This window comes from Pseudomonas sp. H1_D04, assembly GCF_054683855.1.
The window spans coordinates 2,209,921-2,228,590 of the sequence record NZ_CP162826.1 but is presented as its reverse complement, the minus strand read 5'-3'; the positions used below and the strand labels follow the sequence as shown (position 1 = coordinate 2,228,590).

General features: G+C 60.2%; 17 protein-coding genes. 9 read left to right on the top strand and 8 right to left on the bottom strand.

Translation table 11 applies throughout. From position 1 onward, the window contains the following. Nucleotides 1-49: 49 nt before the first annotated feature. Nucleotides 50-2,923: an EAL domain-containing protein gene (locus AB4N82_RS10155; RefSeq protein ID WP_122763996.1), complete on the bottom strand. Its 2,874-nt coding sequence runs from the start codon at nt 2,921-2,923 to the stop codon at nt 50-52. 279 nt (nt 2,924-3,202) lie between these two features. Between AB4N82_RS10155 and uvrD the strand changes: the two genes are divergently transcribed. The 3 genes from uvrD to AB4N82_RS10140 all read left to right on the top strand — a co-directional run bounded on the left by uvrD (nt 3,203) and on the right by AB4N82_RS10140 (nt 6,996). Further along, nucleotides 3,203-5,386: a DNA helicase II gene (gene uvrD, locus AB4N82_RS10150; protein WP_095185244.1), complete on the top strand. Its 2,184-nt coding sequence runs from the start codon at nt 3,203-3,205 to the stop codon at nt 5,384-5,386. A 189-nt stretch (nt 5,387-5,575) separates the two neighbouring features. Further along, complete coding sequence (locus AB4N82_RS10145; protein ID WP_032884485.1) at nt 5,576-6,445, top strand: Tim44 domain-containing protein; 870 nt, start codon at nt 5,576-5,578, stop codon at nt 6,443-6,445. A gap of 143 nt (nt 6,446-6,588) precedes the next feature. After that, complete coding sequence (locus AB4N82_RS10140; RefSeq protein ID WP_017739032.1) at nt 6,589-6,996, top strand: SMI1/KNR4 family protein; 408 nt, start codon at nt 6,589-6,591, stop codon at nt 6,994-6,996. A 74-nt stretch (nt 6,997-7,070) separates the two neighbouring features. Here the strand turns inward: AB4N82_RS10140 and AB4N82_RS10135 are convergent, their stop codons facing one another. Further along, nucleotides 7,071-8,834: a cation:proton antiporter gene (locus AB4N82_RS10135; protein ID WP_122763997.1), complete on the bottom strand. Its 1,764-nt coding sequence runs from the start codon at nt 8,832-8,834 to the stop codon at nt 7,071-7,073. Nucleotides 8,835-9,125: 291 nt separating this feature from the next. Here AB4N82_RS10135 and AB4N82_RS10130 point away from each other — a divergent pair, with 291 nt between their 5' ends. Further along, nucleotides 9,126-9,611 carry an acyl-CoA thioesterase gene (locus AB4N82_RS10130; protein ID WP_099601784.1) on the top strand — a complete coding sequence of 162 codons (486 nt, stop codon included), beginning with the start codon at nt 9,126-9,128 and terminating at the stop codon, nt 9,609-9,611. Nucleotides 9,612-9,739: 128 nt separating this feature from the next. On the opposite strand, the gene pdxY is transcribed toward AB4N82_RS10130, so the two are convergent. Then, nucleotides 9,740-10,612, bottom strand: coding sequence for a pyridoxal kinase PdxY (gene pdxY, locus AB4N82_RS10125; protein ID WP_032884487.1), 873 nt, complete (start codon nt 10,610-10,612; stop codon nt 9,740-9,742). 117 nt (nt 10,613-10,729) lie between these two features. Here pdxY and AB4N82_RS10120 point away from each other — a divergent pair, with 117 nt between their 5' ends. Next, nucleotides 10,730-11,125 carry a DUF3301 domain-containing protein gene (locus tag AB4N82_RS10120; RefSeq protein WP_032884488.1) on the top strand — a complete coding sequence of 132 codons (396 nt, stop codon included), beginning with the start codon at nt 10,730-10,732 and terminating at the stop codon, nt 11,123-11,125. Here the strand turns inward: AB4N82_RS10120 and AB4N82_RS10115 are convergent. Genes AB4N82_RS10115 through dksA form a run of 4 tightly spaced genes read right to left on the bottom strand, consistent with a single transcriptional unit; the run spans nt 11,119 to nt 14,407 of the window. Next, entirely contained in the window at nt 11,119-12,081 is a 963-nt protein-coding gene (locus tag AB4N82_RS10115) for a CobW family GTP-binding protein (RefSeq protein WP_122763998.1), read from the bottom strand. The two genes, AB4N82_RS10120 and AB4N82_RS10115, sit on opposite strands and share 7 nt — an antisense overlap. 44 nt (nt 12,082-12,125) lie before the next feature. Continuing rightward, a complete protein-coding gene (locus AB4N82_RS10110; RefSeq protein ID WP_122763999.1) occupies nt 12,126-12,770 on the bottom strand; it encodes a DUF1826 domain-containing protein in 645 nt (214 codons plus the stop codon). Next, the gene (zigA, locus tag AB4N82_RS10105; RefSeq protein WP_095185249.1) at nt 12,770-13,975 is read right to left on the bottom strand and encodes a zinc metallochaperone GTPase ZigA; all 1,206 of its coding nucleotides are present in this window, start codon (nt 13,973-13,975) and stop codon (nt 12,770-12,772) included. Before zigA ends, AB4N82_RS10110 begins: the two co-directional genes overlap by 1 nt. 27 nt (nt 13,976-14,002) lie before the next feature. Beyond that, entirely contained in the window at nt 14,003-14,407 is a 405-nt protein-coding gene (gene dksA, locus AB4N82_RS10100; protein ID WP_032884492.1) for an RNA polymerase-binding protein DksA, read from the bottom strand. Between the two features lie 127 nt (nt 14,408-14,534). Between dksA and AB4N82_RS10095 the strand changes: the two genes are divergently transcribed. Next, nucleotides 14,535-14,903: a glutamine synthetase gene (locus tag AB4N82_RS10095; protein ID WP_095185250.1), complete on the top strand. Its 369-nt coding sequence runs from the start codon at nt 14,535-14,537 to the stop codon at nt 14,901-14,903. On the opposite strand, the gene AB4N82_RS10090 is transcribed toward AB4N82_RS10095, so the two are convergent. Further along, a complete protein-coding gene (locus AB4N82_RS10090) occupies nt 14,900-16,111 on the bottom strand; it encodes an N-acetylmuramoyl-L-alanine amidase (RefSeq protein WP_122764000.1) in 1,212 nt (403 codons plus the stop codon). The genes AB4N82_RS10095 and AB4N82_RS10090 overlap by 4 nt on opposite strands. Before the next feature lie 128 nt (nt 16,112-16,239). Here AB4N82_RS10090 and folE2 point away from each other — a divergent pair, with 128 nt between their 5' ends. From folE2 to AB4N82_RS10075, 3 genes are read left to right on the top strand one after another with little or no spacing between them, the layout of a single operon-like run. Beyond that, nucleotides 16,240-17,130, top strand: coding sequence for a GTP cyclohydrolase FolE2 (gene folE2 / locus AB4N82_RS10085; protein ID WP_460104875.1), 891 nt, complete (start codon nt 16,240-16,242; stop codon nt 17,128-17,130). Beyond that, nucleotides 17,127-17,795: a metal ABC transporter ATP-binding protein gene (locus tag AB4N82_RS10080; RefSeq protein WP_099601789.1), complete on the top strand. Its 669-nt coding sequence runs from the start codon at nt 17,127-17,129 to the stop codon at nt 17,793-17,795. The genes folE2 and AB4N82_RS10080 overlap by 4 nt, the downstream gene beginning before the upstream one ends. Beyond that, nucleotides 17,795-18,661 carry a metal ABC transporter permease gene (locus AB4N82_RS10075; protein ID WP_032884497.1) on the top strand — a complete coding sequence of 289 codons (867 nt, stop codon included), beginning with the start codon at nt 17,795-17,797 and terminating at the stop codon, nt 18,659-18,661. The genes AB4N82_RS10080 and AB4N82_RS10075 overlap by 1 nt, the downstream gene beginning before the upstream one ends. The last annotated feature ends 9 nt before the right edge of the window (nt 18,662-18,670 follow it).

Below are 18,670 nucleotides of genomic sequence, written 5' to 3'. Positions count from 1 at the left end.
ATATTCAAAGGCCAGGAGCTTTGTAGCCACTCCGGCGCCCTTGGCGTCGCTAAGGATAATCTGCATTTTTCCGTAACAATTCTGCCAACCCGTCAGCCTGCATCGGCCGGCTGATCAAATACCCCTGCACTTCGTCGCAACGCTCCGCCCGCAGGAAATCCAGCTGCTGCTGATCTTCCACGCCTTCGGCCACGACCTTGAGCGCCAAGCCGTGGGCCATGGCGATAATCGCTCGGGTGATGGCCGCATCCTCGCGCCCCTGTCCGAGCCCACGGATAAAGGTCTGGTCGATTTTCACGTAGTCCACAGGGATGCGCTTGAGGTAGCTGAGGGACGAGTAACCCGTGCCAAAGTCATCAATGGCAAGCTTCACCCCCAGGTCACGCAGTTGCTGGAAAGTAGCGATGATGTGTTCAACGCTGTCGAGCAGTTGGCTCTCAGTCAGTTCCAGCTCCAGGTATTGCGGGTCCAGGCCGGTTTCTTCCAATACTTGGCGCACCAGGCTGACCAGCTTGCCCTGGCGCAATTGGTGAACCGAGAGATTCACCGACACCCGAATCGAAGCCAACCCCTGGCGCTGCCATTCACAGGCTTGCCAGCAAGCCTCGCGCAACACGAATTCGCCCAGCGGCACGATAAGGCCCGTTTCTTCGGCCAGGCCGATAAAGTCGCAGGGCGGCACCATGCCCCATTGTGGATGCTCCCAACGCACCAACGCTTCAGCAGCATTGAGCCTACCGGTGGCCAGGCACAGTTTCGGCTGGTAGAACACCGAAAGCTGGCGCTCCTCGATGGCTTTACGCAGATGGTTTTCCAACTGCAGGCGCTCAAGGGTGCTGCCTTGCAGGCTGTCGGTGTAGAACTGGAAGTTGTTGCCGCCCAGGTGCTTGGCGTGTTGCATGGCCATATTCGATTGGTTGACCAGCTCGGAAATTTCACGCGCATTGTCCGGCAGCAAACTCACGCCCATCGAAGCGCTAACCACCAGCTCATGCCCCTCCACCGTCACCGGCACTCGCAGCTTGGCCAGCAGCCGCGTGGCCACCCGCGCCAGGCTCGACAAGCTACCGTAGGCGTCAAACAAGACAGCGAACTCATCGCCGGACAGGCGTGCAATGGTGTCGGCTTCGGGCAAGGCGTTGATCAACCGGCGGGCCATCTTTTGCAGCAACTGATCGGCCACCTCATGGCCCAAGCTGTCATTGAGCAGCTTGAAGCGATCCAGGTTGATATGCAGCAACGCCAGACTGCGCCCGCCCTGGCGCACGCGCTGGTGGGCTTCGCGCAGCCGTTCGCGGAACAGCGAGCGGTTGGCCAGTCCGGTCAATTCATCGTAGTGAGTGAGATAGCGCATGCGCTCCTCGGACTCGCGCCGCGCCGACAGATCAGCGAAGAAGCCCACGATGTGACTGACTTTTCCACGAACATCGCGCACAACATTTAATTGCAGCCACTGCGGGTAAAGCTCGCCGTTCTTGCGTGTTTCCACCAGTTCGCCCTGCCAGGTGCCGTGACTGAGCAAAGCTTGGCGGATCACCGGGAAGTGGCGGCGGGCATCGCGGCTGCTGGGTAGCTCCACCACGTTGCGACCAAGCATGTCATCGATGTCAAAACCGGTGACGCGACTGAAGGCCTGGTTGACTGCGATCAGCGCGTAATCCGGGTCGAGGATCACGATGCCTTCGCTGGCGGCTTCGAACACCGTCGAGGCCAGCCGCTGTTGTTCTTCGAGCGCCTTGCCGGCACTGATGTCGCGCCGCGTACCGAGCATTCGAATCACTCGCCCGCTCGCAGCGCGCTCCACCGCGCGGCCACGGTCTTCGATCCATACCCAGTGACCATCGCCATGGCGCACGCGGTATTCCACCTGGTAATCCTCGGTGCGCCCCTTGAGGTGCTCCACCAACGCGCGTTTGAGCAACGGTAAGTCATCCGGGTGCAAGCGCGGTTTGAGGTGGCCGAGCATGGCCGTGACGTACTCCGGCTCCAGGCCGAACAGCTCTTTGAGCTGGGTGTGATGGACTTCGTCGGTTTGCAGGTTCCAGTCCCACAAGCCCAGTTCGCTGGCTTGCAACGCCATGGCCAGACGCGCTTCACTTTTATTCAGGGCCAGGCTGGCGACGTCCAACTCCTGGCTACGTTGCGCCACACGGTCCTGCAGGCCGATCTGGGCTTCGCGCAGCTCTTGCTCGACCTGACGGCGCTGCTCGACTTCACGCACCAAATCCTGATTCAACTGTTCGCTGCGCTGCTGCGCCTGCTGGAGATGCTCGATCAGCGCCTGGTTCTGGAAACGCCGCAGGAGTTCACGCTGGATCAGGCGGTTGACCTGCCAGGCCACCAGGTTCAGCGACACCAGCAGGATCAGGCCGAGCACACCCCAACCTTGTTGCTGCGGGCTACCATCCCATAACAGGTAGACAATAGACGGCACCAGGCACGGCACAGCGAAGGATAGAAACGCCGGCAGGCTCACGGCGTAGGCCACGCTGGCCGATAATGTCGCCGCGCCGATCAGGCCGAACACCCAGGCTTGCTGCATGAAGCTGTTAACCGGCGCCAGGGCGATGGCCGCAGTGGCCAGCGTCAGGCCACTGACCGCCGAACCGAGCATGAACATGCGCCGCCACACCGGCTGCGCCTGTCGGCTTGGCATCGCCGAATCAAACGCCGCCACCTGGATCACGCGCATGGCCACCAGGGCGAGGAGCCACACCAGCCAGATGCTGTCGAGCAGGTATTGTTTGGGGTTCCACAGCAGCCAGGCGCATACCAGGCCGTTCACCAACATTAATAGGGTCGGCAGCAGCGAACCTTGATACAACAGGCGAGTGCGCTCGACCGCCATCTCAGTGGCGTAGTGTTTACGGATAACCTGCGCAGGCGCCATCGAGGGGCCAGGCAGGTCGGTGCTGAGGGTCATAGGCAGTGTTCTTATAATGGTGAGCCCGAAACGTGGACGGAGCATACACAAGCAAACGCTTGGGCCAAACTGCTCCACGTCATAAAAACTGCGTGGTCACACGCCGCAAAGCTCGGTGCCAGACGGCTTCAGCGAGACCCGGCGCGGGCTGTGGGCATTGACCGACCGGTCATCACCCTGAGCAGAATATTGAGCCGGCCCGGATCACGTTGAATATTTTCCATCGACCACCCGGCATTGGGATTTGCCCGACTCCCCCCAGCACCCTAGAATGCGTCGATGCGCGATGATCTCTCTCTTTTGCTGAACTCCCTCAACGATGCCCAACGCCAGGCCGTAGCGGCCCCCGTTGGCCGTCAGTTGGTCCTGGCCGGTGCTGGCTCCGGTAAAACCCGAGTGCTGGTGCACCGTATCGCCTGGTTGATCCAGGTCGAAAACGCGTCTCCGCACTCAATCCTGTCGGTGACGTTCACCAACAAGGCCGCTGCCGAGATGCGCCATCGCATCGAACAGTTGATGGGCATCAGCCCGGCCGGCATGTGGGTCGGCACCTTCCACGGCCTTGCGCACCGCCTGTTGCGGGCCCATTGGCAGGAAGCTGGCCTCGCCCAGACCTTCCAGATCCTTGACAGCGACGACCAGCAACGCCTGGTCAAGCGCGTGATCCGCGAACTCGGCCTCGACGAACAGCGTTGGCCCGTGCGCCAGGCGCAGTGGTTTATCAACGGCCAGAAAGACGAAGGCCTGCGCCCGCAACATATTCAAGCCAGCGGCGATCTTTTCCTGGCCACCATGCGCAGCATTTATGAAGCCTATGAGGCTGCTTGCGCACGTGCCGGCGTGATCGACTTCTCCGAACTGCTGCTGCGCGCCCTCGACCTGTGGCGCGACAACCCCGGCTTGCTGGCCCATTACCAGAAACGCTTCCGCCACATTCTGGTGGATGAGTTCCAAGACACCAACGCCGTGCAGTACGCCTGGTTGCGCCTGCTGGCCAAGGGCGGCGACAGCCTGATGGTAGTGGGTGACGACGACCAGTCCATCTACGGCTGGCGTGGCGCGAAAATCGAGAACATCTACCAGTATTCCGAAGACTTCCCGGACGCGGTCACCATCCGTCTGGAGCAGAACTACCGTTCTACCGCTGGCATCCTCAAGGCCGCCAACGCCTTGATCGCCAACAATACCGGACGCCTGGGCAAAGAGCTGTGGACCGACGGCGGCGAAGGCGAAGCGATCAATCTGTACGCAGCCTTCAACGAGCACGATGAAGCGCGCTATGTGGTGGAAACCATTGAAAGCGCCCTGAAAACCGGCCTGGCACGTAGCGATATCGCGATTCTGTACCGCTCCAACGCCCAATCGCGGGTATTGGAAGAAGCCTTGCTGCGCGAACGCATCCCGTACCGCATCTATGGCGGTCAGCGCTTCTTCGAGCGTGCGGAAATCAAGAACGCCATGGCCTACCTGCGCTTGCTGGAAGGTCGCGGCAACGATGCGGCGCTGGAGCGAGTGATCAATATCCCGGCCCGCGGTATCGGCGAAAAAACCGTCGAAGCAATCCGCGACCACGCGCGCCACGCCGACGTGTCGATGTGGGAAGCCATGCGCTTGCTGATCGCCAATAAAGGCCTGACCGGGCGGGCAGCGGGTGCGCTGGGCGTGTTTGTAGAGCTGATCGAGAATCTGGCCGCCAAGTGCCTGGAAATGCCCCTGCACTTGATGACCCAGACCGTGATCGAGCAGTCCGGACTGATCGCCTATCACGAAGCGGAAAAAGGCGAAAAAGGCCAGGCCCGAGTAGAAAACCTTGAGGAACTGGTCAGCGCCGCCCGCGCGTTCGAAAACACCGAGGAAGACGAAGAGCTGACCCCACTCGCCGCATTCCTCGGACACGCCTCGCTGGAAGCCGGTGATACCCAGGCCGATGAGCATGAAGACAGCATCCAGCTGATGACCTTGCACAGCGCCAAGGGCCTGGAATTCCCGTACGTGTTCCTGGTGGGCATGGAAGAAGGCCTGTTCCCCCACAAGATGAGTCTGGAAGAGCCCGGCCGTCTTGAAGAAGAACGTCGCCTGGCCTACGTGGGTATCACTCGGGCGATGCAGAACCTGGTCATGACCTACGCCGAGACCCGACGCCTGTACGGCAGCGAGACCTACAACAAGGTGTCGCGCTTCGTACGTGAAGTACCGAAGGGCCTGATTCAGGAAGTTCGCCTTTCCAACAGCGTCAGCCGCCCGTTCGGTGGCGGCCAACAGCAGAACTCCAGCAGTATGTTTGCCGGTTCCGAGATTCCGGAAACTCCGTTCAGCTTGGGCCAGCAGGTCAGGCATGCGGTCTTCGGTGAGGGCGTGATACTCAATTTCGAAGGCGCTGGCGCCCAGGCACGAGTGCAGGTGAACTTCGCCGAAGGCAGCAAATGGCTGATGATGGGTTACGCGAAGCTCGAAGCGGTCTGAAACATTTGCCTACATGAAGCTTATTGGCCGGCCCTTGTATTCAACGAGCGCGGGCCAATATCAGTAATCAGTCCTACAGATCCTTCGGAATCGGTCTTACGCAAAAGCCCGAAACATTATGCCGCTAGCCACTGCCACTACACCTGTGCAACATGGCGCGCGTGCAATCCACAAATGGGAATTCCCTTTATGAAACGTTTTCTTAGCATCGCCATGGCGTTGTGCATCGGCCTGACGATGAGCCTCGACGCCAACGCCAAACGCTTCGGTGGCGGCAAAAGCTCGGGTGCGGCACCGACTCACCAGACCAGCCAAATGGCTCCATCCGCCGGTGCAGGCGGTGCTGCCGCTTCCGCAGGCGCAGCCGGTGCTGCTGGCGCCGCAGCCAAGGCTGGCGGTGCTTCACGCTGGCTTGGCCCTCTGGCCGGTATCGCGGCCGGTGGCCTGCTCGCCTCCATGTTCATGGGCGGCGGCTTCGAGGGCATGCAGATCTTCGACATCCTGATCATGGCCGTCATCGCCTTCCTGGTCTTCCGCTTTATCGCCGCCCGTCGCCGCAAGCAGCAGGAGCACCTGGCTCCAGCCGGCGCGCCAATGCAGCGTGAAGTGTTCGAGCAGAAACCAGCCATGGGCTCGATCTTTGGTGGTTCGGCAGCGCCTGCTGCGGCCCGTCCGGTGATCAACGCACCGGCCTGGTTCAATGAAGAGCGCTTCGTCGAAGCGGCCCGCAGCCACTTCCAGTCCCTGCAGCAACACTGGGACGCCAACGAAATGGACAAGATCGCCGAGTTCGTGACCCCGCAACTGCTGGAGTTCCTCAAACGCGAACGTGCCGAGATCGGCGACGCGTTCCAGTCGACCTACATTGACGACCTGCGCGTTCAGTTGGACGGTGTGGATGATCGCGCCGACAAGACCATCGCTACCCTGACCTTCAGCGGTGTGTCGAAGACCTCGCGTTTCGACCAGGGCGAAGTGTTCAGCGAAAGCTGGAACATGGAACGCCCTCAAGGCGAGAACCAGCCATGGCTGGTCGCCGGTATTCGCCAAAACGGCTGATACCCACGCGCTTGAGCACGCCGTAACGAAAAACCCCGGACATGTCTCATGTCCGGGGTTTTCTATTTCACGGTTGCACTTATAGCGAGCTACTGTATAAAACGCCCCTATAAACCGCGCCATCTAGCAAGAGGATCCCGGCCGTGGAAGAAATCATCGAACAATTGCGTGAAGCCAACGAACCGGTCCCGGTTCCTCTGGAACTGCCTGACGAAGATCAACTGGTGGAAATCGAAGAACAACTGTTCATCGACATCCCGTTTGTCTTCCGTGAATTCCTGCTGACCGTCAGCGATGTGGTGTACGGCAGCCTGGAACCGGTGACCGTCACCGACCCGCAATCCCACACGTACCTGCCGGATGTGGCAGCCAACGCCTGGGATGCCGGCGTTGACCGCAGCATGATCCCGATCTGCCAGGACGGCGACGACTACTACTGCGTTGAAGAAGACGGCACCGTGGTGCTGTGGTCCGGCGAAGAAGAACTCGTCACTGAAGAGACGTGGGAATCGGTTTGGCACTGGGCGCGGGATGTTTGGCTGGAAAGCTGAGTCCTGTCACCCGTGGCGGACCGGTTTTTGTGGCGAGCAAGCTCGCTCGCCACAAGCGAATGCACCGCAGCACCTTAGTGCTCCGACGTGTCCTTGTGATTATCCAGAGTCTCCAGCAAGGCCACCTGCATCCGCGTATGCACGCGAATGAACCAGCGCCACAGAACGGCCGCTACCGCCGCCGCGACTACTGCAATCAGCACCAGCAACTTGTTGGTCGGCAAAATGCTGGCCGACAAGGCTGCCAATAGCAGAAAGATCACCAGCAGCGACAGAATCGGGATCAGCTCCGAGATTACCCTTCGCACACGCTGGGTATGTCGCCCGGCCATTTCCGGCTTCACGCTCATTTCCGCCAGCAGCATCGACAGCGCCTTGAGCTTGCGGTAAGCCGCAATCAAGAACGGCAGCGACAACAACAACGCCCCTCCCCAGATCAACGCCTTCTGCCAGCTCGGATCACTGATCCAACCCTCCAGATACCCACCAATGCGCACCGCAAAAAAGCTGCCAGCGAAGAAGATCGCGATCACCAGCGCGAGGTTCACCCCTACTTGCAGGATGATCTTGCGGATCATCGACGCCAGCATCGCGCCCTCGCCCTGAGGCTGAATGCTGCGCAACCACTCGCCGTACATCCCGAAGACCCGACTCATGCGCTTGGGCATCACTGCCGCAATCCTCAGCGACAGGGGATCAGCACCGCGAATCAGGTAGGGCGTGAGCAGTGTAGTGATCGCCGAAACCGCCACCGCCACCGGATACAGGAAGTCGCTGGTTACCTGCAAGGTCATGCCCAGCGCGGCGATAATGAAGGAAAACTCGCCAATCTGTGACAGCCCCATGCCCACGCGCAGTGAGGTGCGGCCGTCATTACCGGCGATAAATGCGCCCAGGCCGCAGGACAGCATCTTGCCCAGCACCACGGCCACGGTGATTACCGCGATTGGCCAGGCATATTGCAGCAGGATCTGCGGGTCAATCATCAAGCCAATCGCCACAAAAAAGATGGCGCTGAACATGTCGCGAACCGGCTCGATCAGGCGTTCTATCTTAATCAACTGCTTGGACTCGGCCATGATCGCGCCGATCAGGAATGCCCCCAGCACCATGCTGTATTCCAGCTTGACCACCAGCAGGCAAAAGCCGAAGCACAGGCCCAATACGGTGATCAGCAGCATCTCATTGCTTTCGAACTTAGCTACGTAAGCCAGCAGACGCGGCACCAGCAAAATGCCAATCACCAAGGCGACGATCATGAAGAGCGAGAGCTTGCCGACGGTGGAGAACACCTCGCCGGAGCTCACCGTACCGCTGACGGCGATGCTCGACAGCAAGGCGATGATGCCGATGCCAAGGATGTCTTCAACGATCAACACGCCGAAAATCAGCTGGGCAAAACGCTGGTTCTTCATTTTCAGGTCATTGAGGGCCTTGACGATGATGGTGGTCGAGGAAATCGCCAGGATCGCGCCGAGGAAGAGCGAGTCCATGGTGTTCCAGTCGAACCAGCGGCCGATTTCGTAGCCGATCCAGATCATCAGGATGATTTCCAGGAAGGCTGCGATAAACGCCGTCGCGCCCACCTTGAACAACTTGCGCAGGCTGAACTCCAGGCCCAGGCAGAACATCAGGAAGATCACCCCCAGCTCGGCGAGGGTCTTGATGGTGTCTTCGTCGTGGATCAGACCGAACGGCGGGGTGTGGGGACCGATGATGAAGCCGGCGACGATGTAACCCAGCACCACCGGCTGCTTGAGGCGGTGAAACAGGATGGTGACCACCCCTGCCACCAGCATGATCACGGCCAAGTCCTGGATAAAGCTGATGGCGTGCATGGCGAGGGGCTCCTTGAGGGTACTGGCGCTTTTCCCACTTCCGCCCACGCACATGAAAATGCGCAAAGTGCGGAAGGAAAAGTCTGCCTTGATCGTAAGAAATGCCCTGACATGGGCTTTTGAAGGTTAACACCGCGACTTCCAGCAGAAAGCCGGTGCAATATATGGAAACAGATCGGTGCAGGCGTGACGGCAAGCCGCCCACTGGCGTCCCGTAAGGGATGGCGCTGCAAAGATTCCAGCACCCGCAGAGGTGCACCCCAACCAATGCCTACAACCCGTGAGTGTGTTATGGAACCCGGAAACGCCCAGCTGTCGATGACGGTATTGATGACCCCTGACATGGCCAACTTCTCAGGCAATGTCCACGGCGGCACCCTGCTCAAGTACCTCGACGAAGTGGCCTACGCCTGTGCGAGCCGTTATGCCGGTCGCTATGTGGTGACGTTGTCGGTGGATCAGGTGATTTTTCGCGAACCGATCCATGTCGGCGAATTGGTGACGTTCCTTGCATCAGTCAACTACACCGGCAATACGTCGATGGAAGTGGGCATCAAGGTGGTGACCGAGAACATCCGCGAGCGCTCGGTGCGTCATACCAACAGCTGCTTCTTCACCATGGTGGCCGTGGACGACCAGCGTAAACCCGCTGCCGTACCACCGCTGCAACCCCATAACAGTGAAGACAAGCGCCGGTTCATGCAGGCCCAGCAACGCCGGCAGATTCGCCAGGAGCTGGAGAAGCGCTACCAGGAAATCAAGGCAGACGCGCTGTAAGTCCCAAGCCGCAAACCCGATCAAAAATGTGGGGGGCTTGCCCCCGATTGCAGTGGGTCAGCCATTACTTAGGTAGCTGATACACCGCCATCGGGAGCAAGCCCCCTCCTACATTGGGTGTTGTGTACTTACAGTCCGATCGGGGTGGCTTCAAAGCGCACACGTGGATGGGCAATGCGATCCTGGGCCCGCACCAACTCCAACTCGTAACTGGCGCAAGCCTGGGTTTCCAGCAGCACTTCGTGCACGGCCGCTGCGGTGAATTCAAACGCGGCCAGCAGGCTGTCGCCTAACAACACCCGCGCCAGGAACAACCCCGAGGTCAGGTCGCCCACGCCCACCGGTTGGCGCGGGAACGCCAGCAGCGGTCGACGCAGGTGCCAGCTGCCGTCGGCGGTCACCAGCAGCATCTCGAAACCATCCGGCAACTTGCCCGGATAATCCAAGTGTTTGACCAGCACGGCTTTAGGCCCGCGAGCCAGCAACGCCTTGGCCATAGCCAGACAATCGAACAGCGACTGCGGTTTGCGCCCGGCAAAGCTGTCCAATTCCAGTTGGTTGGGGCACAGGAAGTCGGCCATGGCGACGGCTTCATCGAGCAGGAAATCGCTGACTTCCTGGGGCACGATGCAGCCTTTTTCAGGATGACCCATCACCGGGTCGCACAGGTACAAGGCCTTGGGATTGATCGCTTTAATACGCGCTACACCGGTGAGAATCGCCCGGCCCTGAGCCGCGCTGCCCAGATAGCCGGACAGCACCGCATCACAGTTGCCCAACTCACCGATGGCGGCAATCCCTTCCACCAACGCCGGAATTTGCTGCGGCGCCAACACTTCGCCCGCCCACTGGCCATACTGGGTGTGGTTGGAGAACTGCACAGTGTTAAGCGGCCAGACGTTCACCCCGACCCGCTGCATGGGGAACACGGCGGCGCTGTTTCCGGCGTGGCCAAAGACCACATGAGACTGGATCGCAAGCAGATGAGGTGTGCGTTTCATGCAGGGGATTTCCGTAAAGCCATTGAAATTCTGGCCGCGCAGTATGCGACTAAACACAGCCTGTACGACAGGCCAGCGACACAGTTAAGCTGCTCTCACTTTGTTGGAGTTTTTCGCATGCTGACCCTGGGAAACATCTTCGTGTTGATGCTGCTGGCGACCGGCGCCGCCTGGGTTTGGCACAACCACGGCCTGCGCGAACGGGCGCTCGCGCGGGTGAAGCAGCATTGCGCCAAGCTCGATATCGAATTGCTCGACGGTGCCGTAGCGTTGAAACGCATCGGTTTTGTGAAGGACGCCAATGGCCGGCGGCGTCTGGCGCGTATCTATAATTTCGAGTTCACCGTCACGGGCGAGACCCGTCACAGCGGGACCATCACGCAGTTTGGCGCCCATAGCGCGCAGATCGAACTGGCGCCCTACCCGTTCGAGGCCAAGGAAGCGCTGCCCAGTGCTGAAGTCATTGAGCTGAGCCAATGGCGTCAGAACCATGCGACTAAAAACCGTCAGTAACGGCAGGCAGTCAGCGCGGCCTGCAATGCAGCCATGTCCTGTGGTGTGCTGAAGATCAATTCGATACGTGAGTCGCGGCGCCATTCGCTGGGGTGCCAGGCGAGCGGGCTGTTATCCACAGCGTTGGCCGAGATCCACCCATCACGGCTGTGGATAACCAGTTTGGCGCGGCGCCACTCAAGCGATGTCAGCCACAGGTGCAGAGGCACGGAATCGAATTTCTGGCTCGGGTGCCAGCGCCAACCGATACTCCAACCGCCATCCTGGGCCTGGCTCAGGCAGATCGGCAATGCCGGATCGCTCCAGATAGCCGGCAATTGAGCCAGCCCCTTGGGCACCTCGACGTTATCCACAGCCTCTTCAGCCTGCGCATTCAAACCTGGCAGTTTGCCGAGCGGCACGTACGCCTGCCGCGTCCAATAAATGCCACGGTCGGGTAGCTGTCGTTCGACGGCCTCGCGTTGCGCAGCATCCAGCCCCTCATCCTTGTTCAACACCAACAGCCCGGCACTGGCCAACGCTTCCTGCTGCGCTGGCGGCAAGGGTTTGTCCGCAGCCAGCGCTTGGGCATCCAGCACCAGCACACAAGGCTGAACCGCAAGCACCGTCTGCCACGGCGCTTCGCGCAACTGCTGGAGCAACTGCGCAGGATGGCCCAGGCCCGAGGGTTCGATAAACAACCGATCCGGCTTGGCCTTACGCAGCAACCGGCCCAGGCCTACCTGGAACGGTGCGCCATTCACACAACACAGGCAGCCACCGGCGACCTCGCCCAAGGCAATGCCGTCGTCGTCCTGGGTCAGCAACGCAGCATCCAGGCCGATCTGCCCAAACTCATTAATCAGCACCGCCCAGCGCTCGTTGGCCGGGCGTTGGGCGAGCAGGTGCTTGATCAGGCTGGTCTTGCCAGCGCCAAGGGGCCCGGCAATCACGTGGGTGGGAATGTTCTGCAGCATAAGTGCCATCGTTCGGACCGTGTAGAGCGTTTGATCCTACGCGGTTACGCGAGCCAATCCAGCGTCAGAATCAATCGGCGCTCATCCGCTTTCAGCGCGGGGGAGCGGTGGATCAGGCCGTGGCCTTCGTTGCCATGCCATTTGGTGCCCTTGAGCAGTGCCACTTCACCGCACTGAATCTGCTCAATGCGCTCGCTGGGCTCGGCGTCCGCTTGGCTGAGTTTGCGCCGGTCCATTACCCCTTCACGCAACCACTGGCTGCCGATACCTGCATAGGTGGTGATCAGCCGCACCGGCACATGATCGACGTGAAAACGCGGGCACATGGCTTTATCCAACAATCGCAGACGAACGCCTATGCGCTTGGCGCCGAGCAGACAGGCAAAAGCACTGACCAGCCACGACACATCGGCGACAAAGCCTTCATAACCTTCAAGATCGCGGCAACTGGACGCCAATCCTCGCAAGTTCGGCTTGGCGCCTTCGCTGTTGAGTTCGATCACCATCGAATCAGCCAACGGCTCGTTGAGTGCCACCAGCAAGGCGCCGAACTCAGCGATATGCAGCGGCAACTGGCGCTGCCACAGCGCCAGGTTCACGCCGTCTTCAAGGATGTCGGACAGCGCCAGCGGGGTTTCACCGCGGGTCTGGCGAATCACGGGGCGCAGGGGGATAGCCGGTGCCAGCATCAGGCTGCCTCTTCATACCAGGGACCAAACGGATCAGCCAAAAGGCGCCACCCTTCCACGCCAAGGGCCATTTCTTCATCGGTGAGCAAGCACGCATCCAACTCGACGCGCATGTGGGCGAAGTCGATGTTCTGCCCGATAAACACCAGTTCCTGGCGGCAGTCGCCGGTGCTCAGTTGCCAGTTGCCCATAATCGCCGCGACGCTTTCTTGGTCTTGTGGCCATTGGCTTTTCGGTACGAAACGCCACCAGCGTCCGGCAAACCCGTGACGCATCAGGCCGCCTGCCTGGGACCAGCTACCGGCGTCCTGATGCTTGCTGGCCAGCCAGAAAAAGCCCTTTGAGCGCAGCAGTTTGCCGTTCACCCAAGGTCGATCGATAAAGTCGAAGAAGCGTTGCGGATGGAACGGGCGGCGTGCGCGATAGGCCATGGACGCGATGCCATATTCTTCGGTTTCCGGTACATGCTCACCGCGCAGCTCCTGCAACCAGCCTGGCGCTTGGGCCGCACGCTCGAAGTCAAAGCGGCCGGTGTTGAGGATCTTGTGCAGCGGCACCTCGCCCATGACCATCGGGATGATTTCCGCCTGAGCATTGAGGCGCTCAAGGATAGCCATCAGCTCTTCGCGTTCGCTGCTGCTGATCAGGTCGATCTTGCTGATCAAGATGACGTCGGCGAATTCGATCTGCTCGATCAACAGGTCGGTGATTGAACGCTCGTCTTCTTCCCCGAGGGTTTCGCCCCGCGAGGCCAGGCTTTCGGCGGCCTGGTAGTCGAGCAAGAAGTTCATGCCATCGACCACGGTAACCATGGTATCCAGGCGCGCAACATCGGCCAGGCTTTGGTCATTTTCATCGCGAAAGGTGAAGGTTTCTGCCACCGGCAACGGTTCGGAGATACCGGTGGATTCAATCAACAAGTAATCGAACCGACCTTCCTTGGCGAGTTTTCCGACTTCTTCAAGCAAGTCTTCACGCAAGGTGCAGCAGATACAGCCGTTGCTCATCTCCACCAGCTTTTCTTCGGAACGGTTGAGGGTGACGTCACGCTGCACCTCGCTGCCGTCGATGTTGATTTCACTCATGTCGTTGACGATCACCGCCACGCGCAGATTTTCGCGGTTGCGCAGGACATAGTTGAGCAATGTGCTTTTACCGGCGCCGAGAAAGCCAGATAACACGGTAACGGGGAGACGATTGGGCATCAGGTAATCCTCATCAGGGTTGGCCGGTCAAATCGCCCGTTTGTGGCGTTCGCGCAGCTCTTCACGTTCTTTGGCTTCGATACACAGGGTGGCGGTGGGACGTAGCAGAAGACGTTGCAGGCCGATGGGTTCGCCGGTTTCGCGGCACCAGCCATATTCGCCACGGGCCAGCAGTTCGAGGGCGTCGTCGATCTTGTCCAGCAGCTTCTTCTCCCGTTCCAGCAGGCGCAGTTGCCATTGGCGCTGCTCTTCGGCGCTGCCCACGTCAGCCGGGTCGCTGTTGGTTTCCTGCTCGCGCAGAACCAGGAATTCGCCTTCGATACGCGCTTGCAGTTCAGTGCGCTGAGCCAACAACAGTTCGCGGAAGAAGCCATGCTGGGCTTCATTCATGTAGTCGGCAGGCGGTTGGGTCAGCAGGTCTTGTTCAGTCATGGGGAGAGGTTCACGGGTCAGGCTGTTTTTCAATGTTATAGTATAACAATACAAATAATCCAATCCCCCCTTGCTCGCTTCGACAAAGAGGGCAATGCTTGAACGCATCCCTGCCCCGAGAAACCTTATGAAATACCTGTTGTGCGCCCTGTTACTGGCAGCGGCAGGGACCGCTTGCGCCCAAGCGCCCAGCCTGCTGGCCAACTGCACGCGCAGCGCCAACCTGCTGGCCTGTGTCGACCCACTGGGCAACGCCTACAGTGTGTCGACCGAGGGCAGAACCACGTATTTGCGCGGTTTCGAGGTGGTCGGCAAACGCTATTGGGCACAGACCAACAGCCGTTATGGGCAACTGACGTTTTTTACTGGTTTGGCGTCAGATGGGGAGGCGTGGGTCGGCTACACGCGGCGCGTGGGTTGGACCACGATCAATCGCTTCTCCAGCTCCGGCGGGGCCAGCGCCAAGTTCACCTGCAGCCGCATTACCGGCTGTTAGGCCTGACCATTCTTTTGTTCCTGCACCCACGCCATGTAGCTGTTCATCGGCGGATTCTTCTGGAAGTAGTTTTTCAGGCCATCGAACAAGCCATCCGCCACCGCCTGTTGATGACGCGCCGTCACCAAGCGCTGGGCGTCTCGGGCATTGGAGATAAAGCCCGTCTCCACCAGGATCGAGGGCACATCCGGTGACTTGAGCACTGCAAACGCGGCCTGTTCCACACGTTTCTGATGCAGGCTGGTAATGCTTTGCAGGCTCCCGAGCACCGAACTGCCCAGTTGCAGGCTTGAGGCGATGGTGGCGTTCATCGACATGTCGAGAATCACGCCGGCCAGCATCGGGTCTTTATCCTTCAGATTGAGCAACGTGGTAGCGCCCAACAGGTCCGCGCCGTTTTCGCGCTGGGCCATAAAGCGTGCGGTGGCCGAGGTCGCGCCGCCCTCCGACAGCGCATACACCGAGGCTCCTGAAGCGGTGAGCCGCGGCGCAGCATCGGCGTGCACCGAGATAAACATATCGGCCTTGTGCTGACGGGCGATGTCCACGCGCTTGCGCAGCGGCACGAAGAAGTCGTCGTTGCGCACCAGTTTCACGTCAAAGCCCTTCTCGCGCTTCAAACGCTTGGCCAGCAGTTGGGCGATGGACAACACCACGTCTTTTTCGCGCTGGCCCTTGGAGCCGATAGCGCCCGGGTCTTTGCCGCCGTGGCCGGGGTCGACCACCACCATGATGTCGCGCTTCGGATGCGCCTTGCCCTCTGGCGCCATCAAAGGCGCAGGGGCAGCCGCGATCTGACGTGGCGCCTGAGTGGCGCCAGTGAGATCGAGCACCAGGCGATGCCCCTGACCCTCCTGAGGCGGCAACACAAAGCTGGTGAGCCGCATCGGTGCGGCCAGATCGAGCACGATGCGCGTATCCGATTTGCCGAAATGCCCCGAGCGAATCGAGGTGATTCCGGTGTTCTTCAACTCCAGTTGAGAAAAGTCGCCACTGAGAACCGCGCCGCTCAGGTCGATGATCAGGCGCTCCGGCGCCGTCAGGAAGAAGGTCTTGTACTGCACCGGACCGCTGAGGTCGAACACCAACCGCAGCTTGTCATCTGAGCGCCATAAACGCGCGTTACGAATCTGCGTGGCGTAGGCCGTGAGCGGCAAAACAAAAAAGGGGCTGGCCAAGAGCAGATTGAGAAGCTGACGTCTGTGCATGACAAATACCGCAGATAAAGGAGCGTCCGTACTCGACATGACTGAAAAAAGGCTACGACAGAAAATTCATCGTAGACCCTATTGTTATACTATAACATGTCGAATTATTTCCAACGATGGACCTGCTCATGAACGCGCTGACTCTGCCGGATATCGCCGCGCAGGCTTCACGCCAAGCCTTGCCACTCGACTGGGTCGGCATGTGCGGCATCGCCCTACCAATCCTGATCGACGGTCAGCGCTTGACCGCCACCGCCGATGCCGGCGTGAGCCTGGATGACGGCACCGCCCGTGGCATTCATATGTCACGCCTGTACCTGGCACTGGAGATGCTCGACCAGCAGCCCCTCACGCCTGCACTTCTGCGCAATGTACTTCAGCGTTTTCTCGACAGTCATGAAGATTTATCTAAGAACGCCTACCTGCGTCTGCACACGAATTTGCTGTTGAAACGCCCGGCGCTGGTCAGCCCCTTAGCTGGCTGGAAAGGCTACCCAGTCAGCATCGAAGCGCGCCTGGAAAACCAGATGTTCCACGTGGAACTAAAAATTAACGTTACTTATTCCTCAACTTGCCCCTGTTCCGCTGCCCTGGCCAGGCAGTTGATTCAGCAGCAATTTCTCGAAGACTTCGCCGACACGCCGTTGCAGCATGAAGACGTACTGACCTGGCTCGGTAGCGCAGACGGCATCGTCGCCACACCCCACAGCCAGCGCAGCAACGCGCAGTTGCACGTACACCTGCGAGGCGAGCAACTGGCGCTGACCGACATCATCAACGACGCCGAAGCTGCTCTCGGCACCGCCGTACAAACCGCTGTGAAACGTGCGGACGAACAAGCCTTCGCCCTGGCCAACGGACAGAACCTAATGTTCTGCGAAGACGCCGCCCGCCGCCTGAACCTCGCCTTGAAACGCTCGGATGCCGTCAACGCCTTCCACCTCAAAGTGATCCACGCCGAAAGCCTGCACGCGCACGATGCCGTGGCTGAAAGCCGCTGGACGAGACACCCTGAATGATCACCTGCAACGCTTTGCGCTGGGGCGCCCCCGGACAACCACTCACACCCGCCATAGATCTCATCCTGGAAAAAGGTAGCCTCACCGGCGTAATTGGCCCCAATGGCTGCGGCAAAAGTAGCCTGCTCAAAGTCATCGCCGGGCTGCAAAAGCCGCTGGCTGGCAAGGTGGTCGTCAATGTTCCACGCCGTGGCGGCCTAGCGTTCCTGCCTCAGCAGCAACACCTTGACCGCCAATTTCCCATTAGCCTGCAAGAACTGGTCGCCGCCGGTTTCTGGGGCACCCGACTCCCCCCACAACAACGCAATCAGCGCCTGCAAGCAGTGCTGGAAGACTGGTGCCTCAGCGGCCTGGAACAGCGCCCGCTGATGGCGTTGTCCGGCGGCCAATTGCAACGCGCCCTGCTCGCCCGCATGAGTTTGGCCGATTCGCCGGTGTTGCTGCTCGATGAACCCCACGCAGCCCTCGATGAGGACGGCCAGACGCTGTGCTGGAAACATATCCATGCCTGGCATGCCGAAGGCCGCACGCTGGTCATCGTTTGCCACGATTTGGCGTCCGTACGCCACCACACCGAGCAAGTGCTGCAAATCAAAAACACCGGTTGTGTGTTCGGCGATAGCAAAGAGCTGATCCGCCCGCAGCCCCAGATGCAGGTGGCCTGATGCACTTCGCCGCCCACTTATGGATGCCCTTCCTCGACTTCGTCTTTATGCGCCGCGCATTGATCGGCGGACTTGTACTCGCGTGCAGCACTGCCCCGCTGGGTGTCTTCCTGATCCTGCGCCGCATGAGCCTGATCGGTGACGCCGTGGCCCACGGCATCCTGCCCGGCGCTGCGCTGGGTTTCTGGTTCGCCGGGCTCAGCCTGCCGGCGCTGACCATCGGCGGCCTCGGCGCCGGCCTGAGCATGGCTGGCCTCTCCGCTTGGATCACTCGCCGTACCGGCCTGCGCGAAGACGCCAGCCTCGCCGCCATCTACCCCATTTCCCTTGCCGCTGGCGTACTGATCCTCGGCCTCGCCGGTAAACGCCTGGATCTTTTGCACTTGCTGTTCGGCTCTGCCTTGGCCGTCGACGCAACCACCCTTACCGGAATGCTCTGGGTGTCCGGGTTCAGCCTGGTCGCCATGGGACTGATCTACAAACCACTGCTGCTGGACACCCTCGACCCGCTGTTCCTGCAAACCGTCAGCCGCCTTGGCCCGCTGGCCCATGGGCTGTTTTTAACCCTGGTGGTGCTGAACCTGGTGATCGGTTTCCAGGCCATCGGCGCGTTGATGGTGGTGGGTCTGATGATGTTACCCGCCATCGCTTCACGTTTCTGGAGCCGGCGCCTGCCGGTGTTGATTGCGGTGTCGGCGGTGCTGGGATGCCTGTCGGTATGGCTTGGTTTGTTGTTGTCGTTCTACTACTCACTGCCCAGCGGCCCGGCGATTGTGCTGGTGGCTGGCGCTGGGTACCTGCTGTCCGTGGTCTTCGGTCCGGTGCACGGTTTGATGCGCCGCCCGCCCCTGCTTACATCCCAATGAGGTGTCTCC

What these genes read in the sequence shown, in the direction of transcription:
- AB4N82_RS10155 (WP_122763996.1), bottom strand. Translation starts at nt 2,923, where the DNA reads ATGACCCTCAGCACCGACCTGCCTGGCCCCTCGATGGCGCCTGCGCAG.
- uvrD (WP_095185244.1), top strand. Translation starts at nt 3,203, where the DNA reads ATGCGCGATGATCTCTCTCTTTTGCTGAACTCCCTCAACGATGCCCAA.
- AB4N82_RS10145 (WP_032884485.1), top strand. Translation starts at nt 5,576, where the DNA reads ATGAAACGTTTTCTTAGCATCGCCATGGCGTTGTGCATCGGCCTGACG.
- AB4N82_RS10135 (WP_122763997.1), bottom strand. Translation starts at nt 8,834, where the DNA reads ATGCACGCCATCAGCTTTATCCAGGACTTGGCCGTGATCATGCTGGTG.
- AB4N82_RS10130 (WP_099601784.1), top strand. Translation starts at nt 9,126, where the DNA reads ATGGAACCCGGAAACGCCCAGCTGTCGATGACGGTATTGATGACCCCT.
- pdxY (WP_032884487.1), bottom strand. Translation starts at nt 10,612, where the DNA reads ATGAAACGCACACCTCATCTGCTTGCGATCCAGTCTCATGTGGTCTTT.
- AB4N82_RS10120 (WP_032884488.1), top strand. Translation starts at nt 10,730, where the DNA reads ATGCTGACCCTGGGAAACATCTTCGTGTTGATGCTGCTGGCGACCGGC.
- AB4N82_RS10115 (WP_122763998.1), bottom strand. Translation starts at nt 12,081, where the DNA reads ATGCTGCAGAACATTCCCACCCACGTGATTGCCGGGCCCCTTGGCGCT.
- AB4N82_RS10110 (WP_122763999.1), bottom strand. Translation starts at nt 12,770, where the DNA reads ATGCTGGCACCGGCTATCCCCCTGCGCCCCGTGATTCGCCAGACCCGC.
- zigA (WP_095185249.1), bottom strand. Translation starts at nt 13,975, where the DNA reads ATGCCCAATCGTCTCCCCGTTACCGTGTTATCTGGCTTTCTCGGCGCC.
- dksA (WP_032884492.1), bottom strand. Translation starts at nt 14,407, where the DNA reads ATGACTGAACAAGACCTGCTGACCCAACCGCCTGCCGACTACATGAAT.
- AB4N82_RS10095 (WP_095185250.1), top strand. Translation starts at nt 14,535, where the DNA reads ATGAAATACCTGTTGTGCGCCCTGTTACTGGCAGCGGCAGGGACCGCT.
- AB4N82_RS10090 (WP_122764000.1), bottom strand. Translation starts at nt 16,111, where the DNA reads ATGCACAGACGTCAGCTTCTCAATCTGCTCTTGGCCAGCCCCTTTTTT.
- folE2 (WP_460104875.1), top strand. Translation starts at nt 16,240, where the DNA reads ATGAACGCGCTGACTCTGCCGGATATCGCCGCGCAGGCTTCACGCCAA.
- AB4N82_RS10080 (WP_099601789.1), top strand. Translation starts at nt 17,127, where the DNA reads ATGATCACCTGCAACGCTTTGCGCTGGGGCGCCCCCGGACAACCACTC.
- AB4N82_RS10075 (WP_032884497.1), top strand. Translation starts at nt 17,795, where the DNA reads ATGCACTTCGCCGCCCACTTATGGATGCCCTTCCTCGACTTCGTCTTT.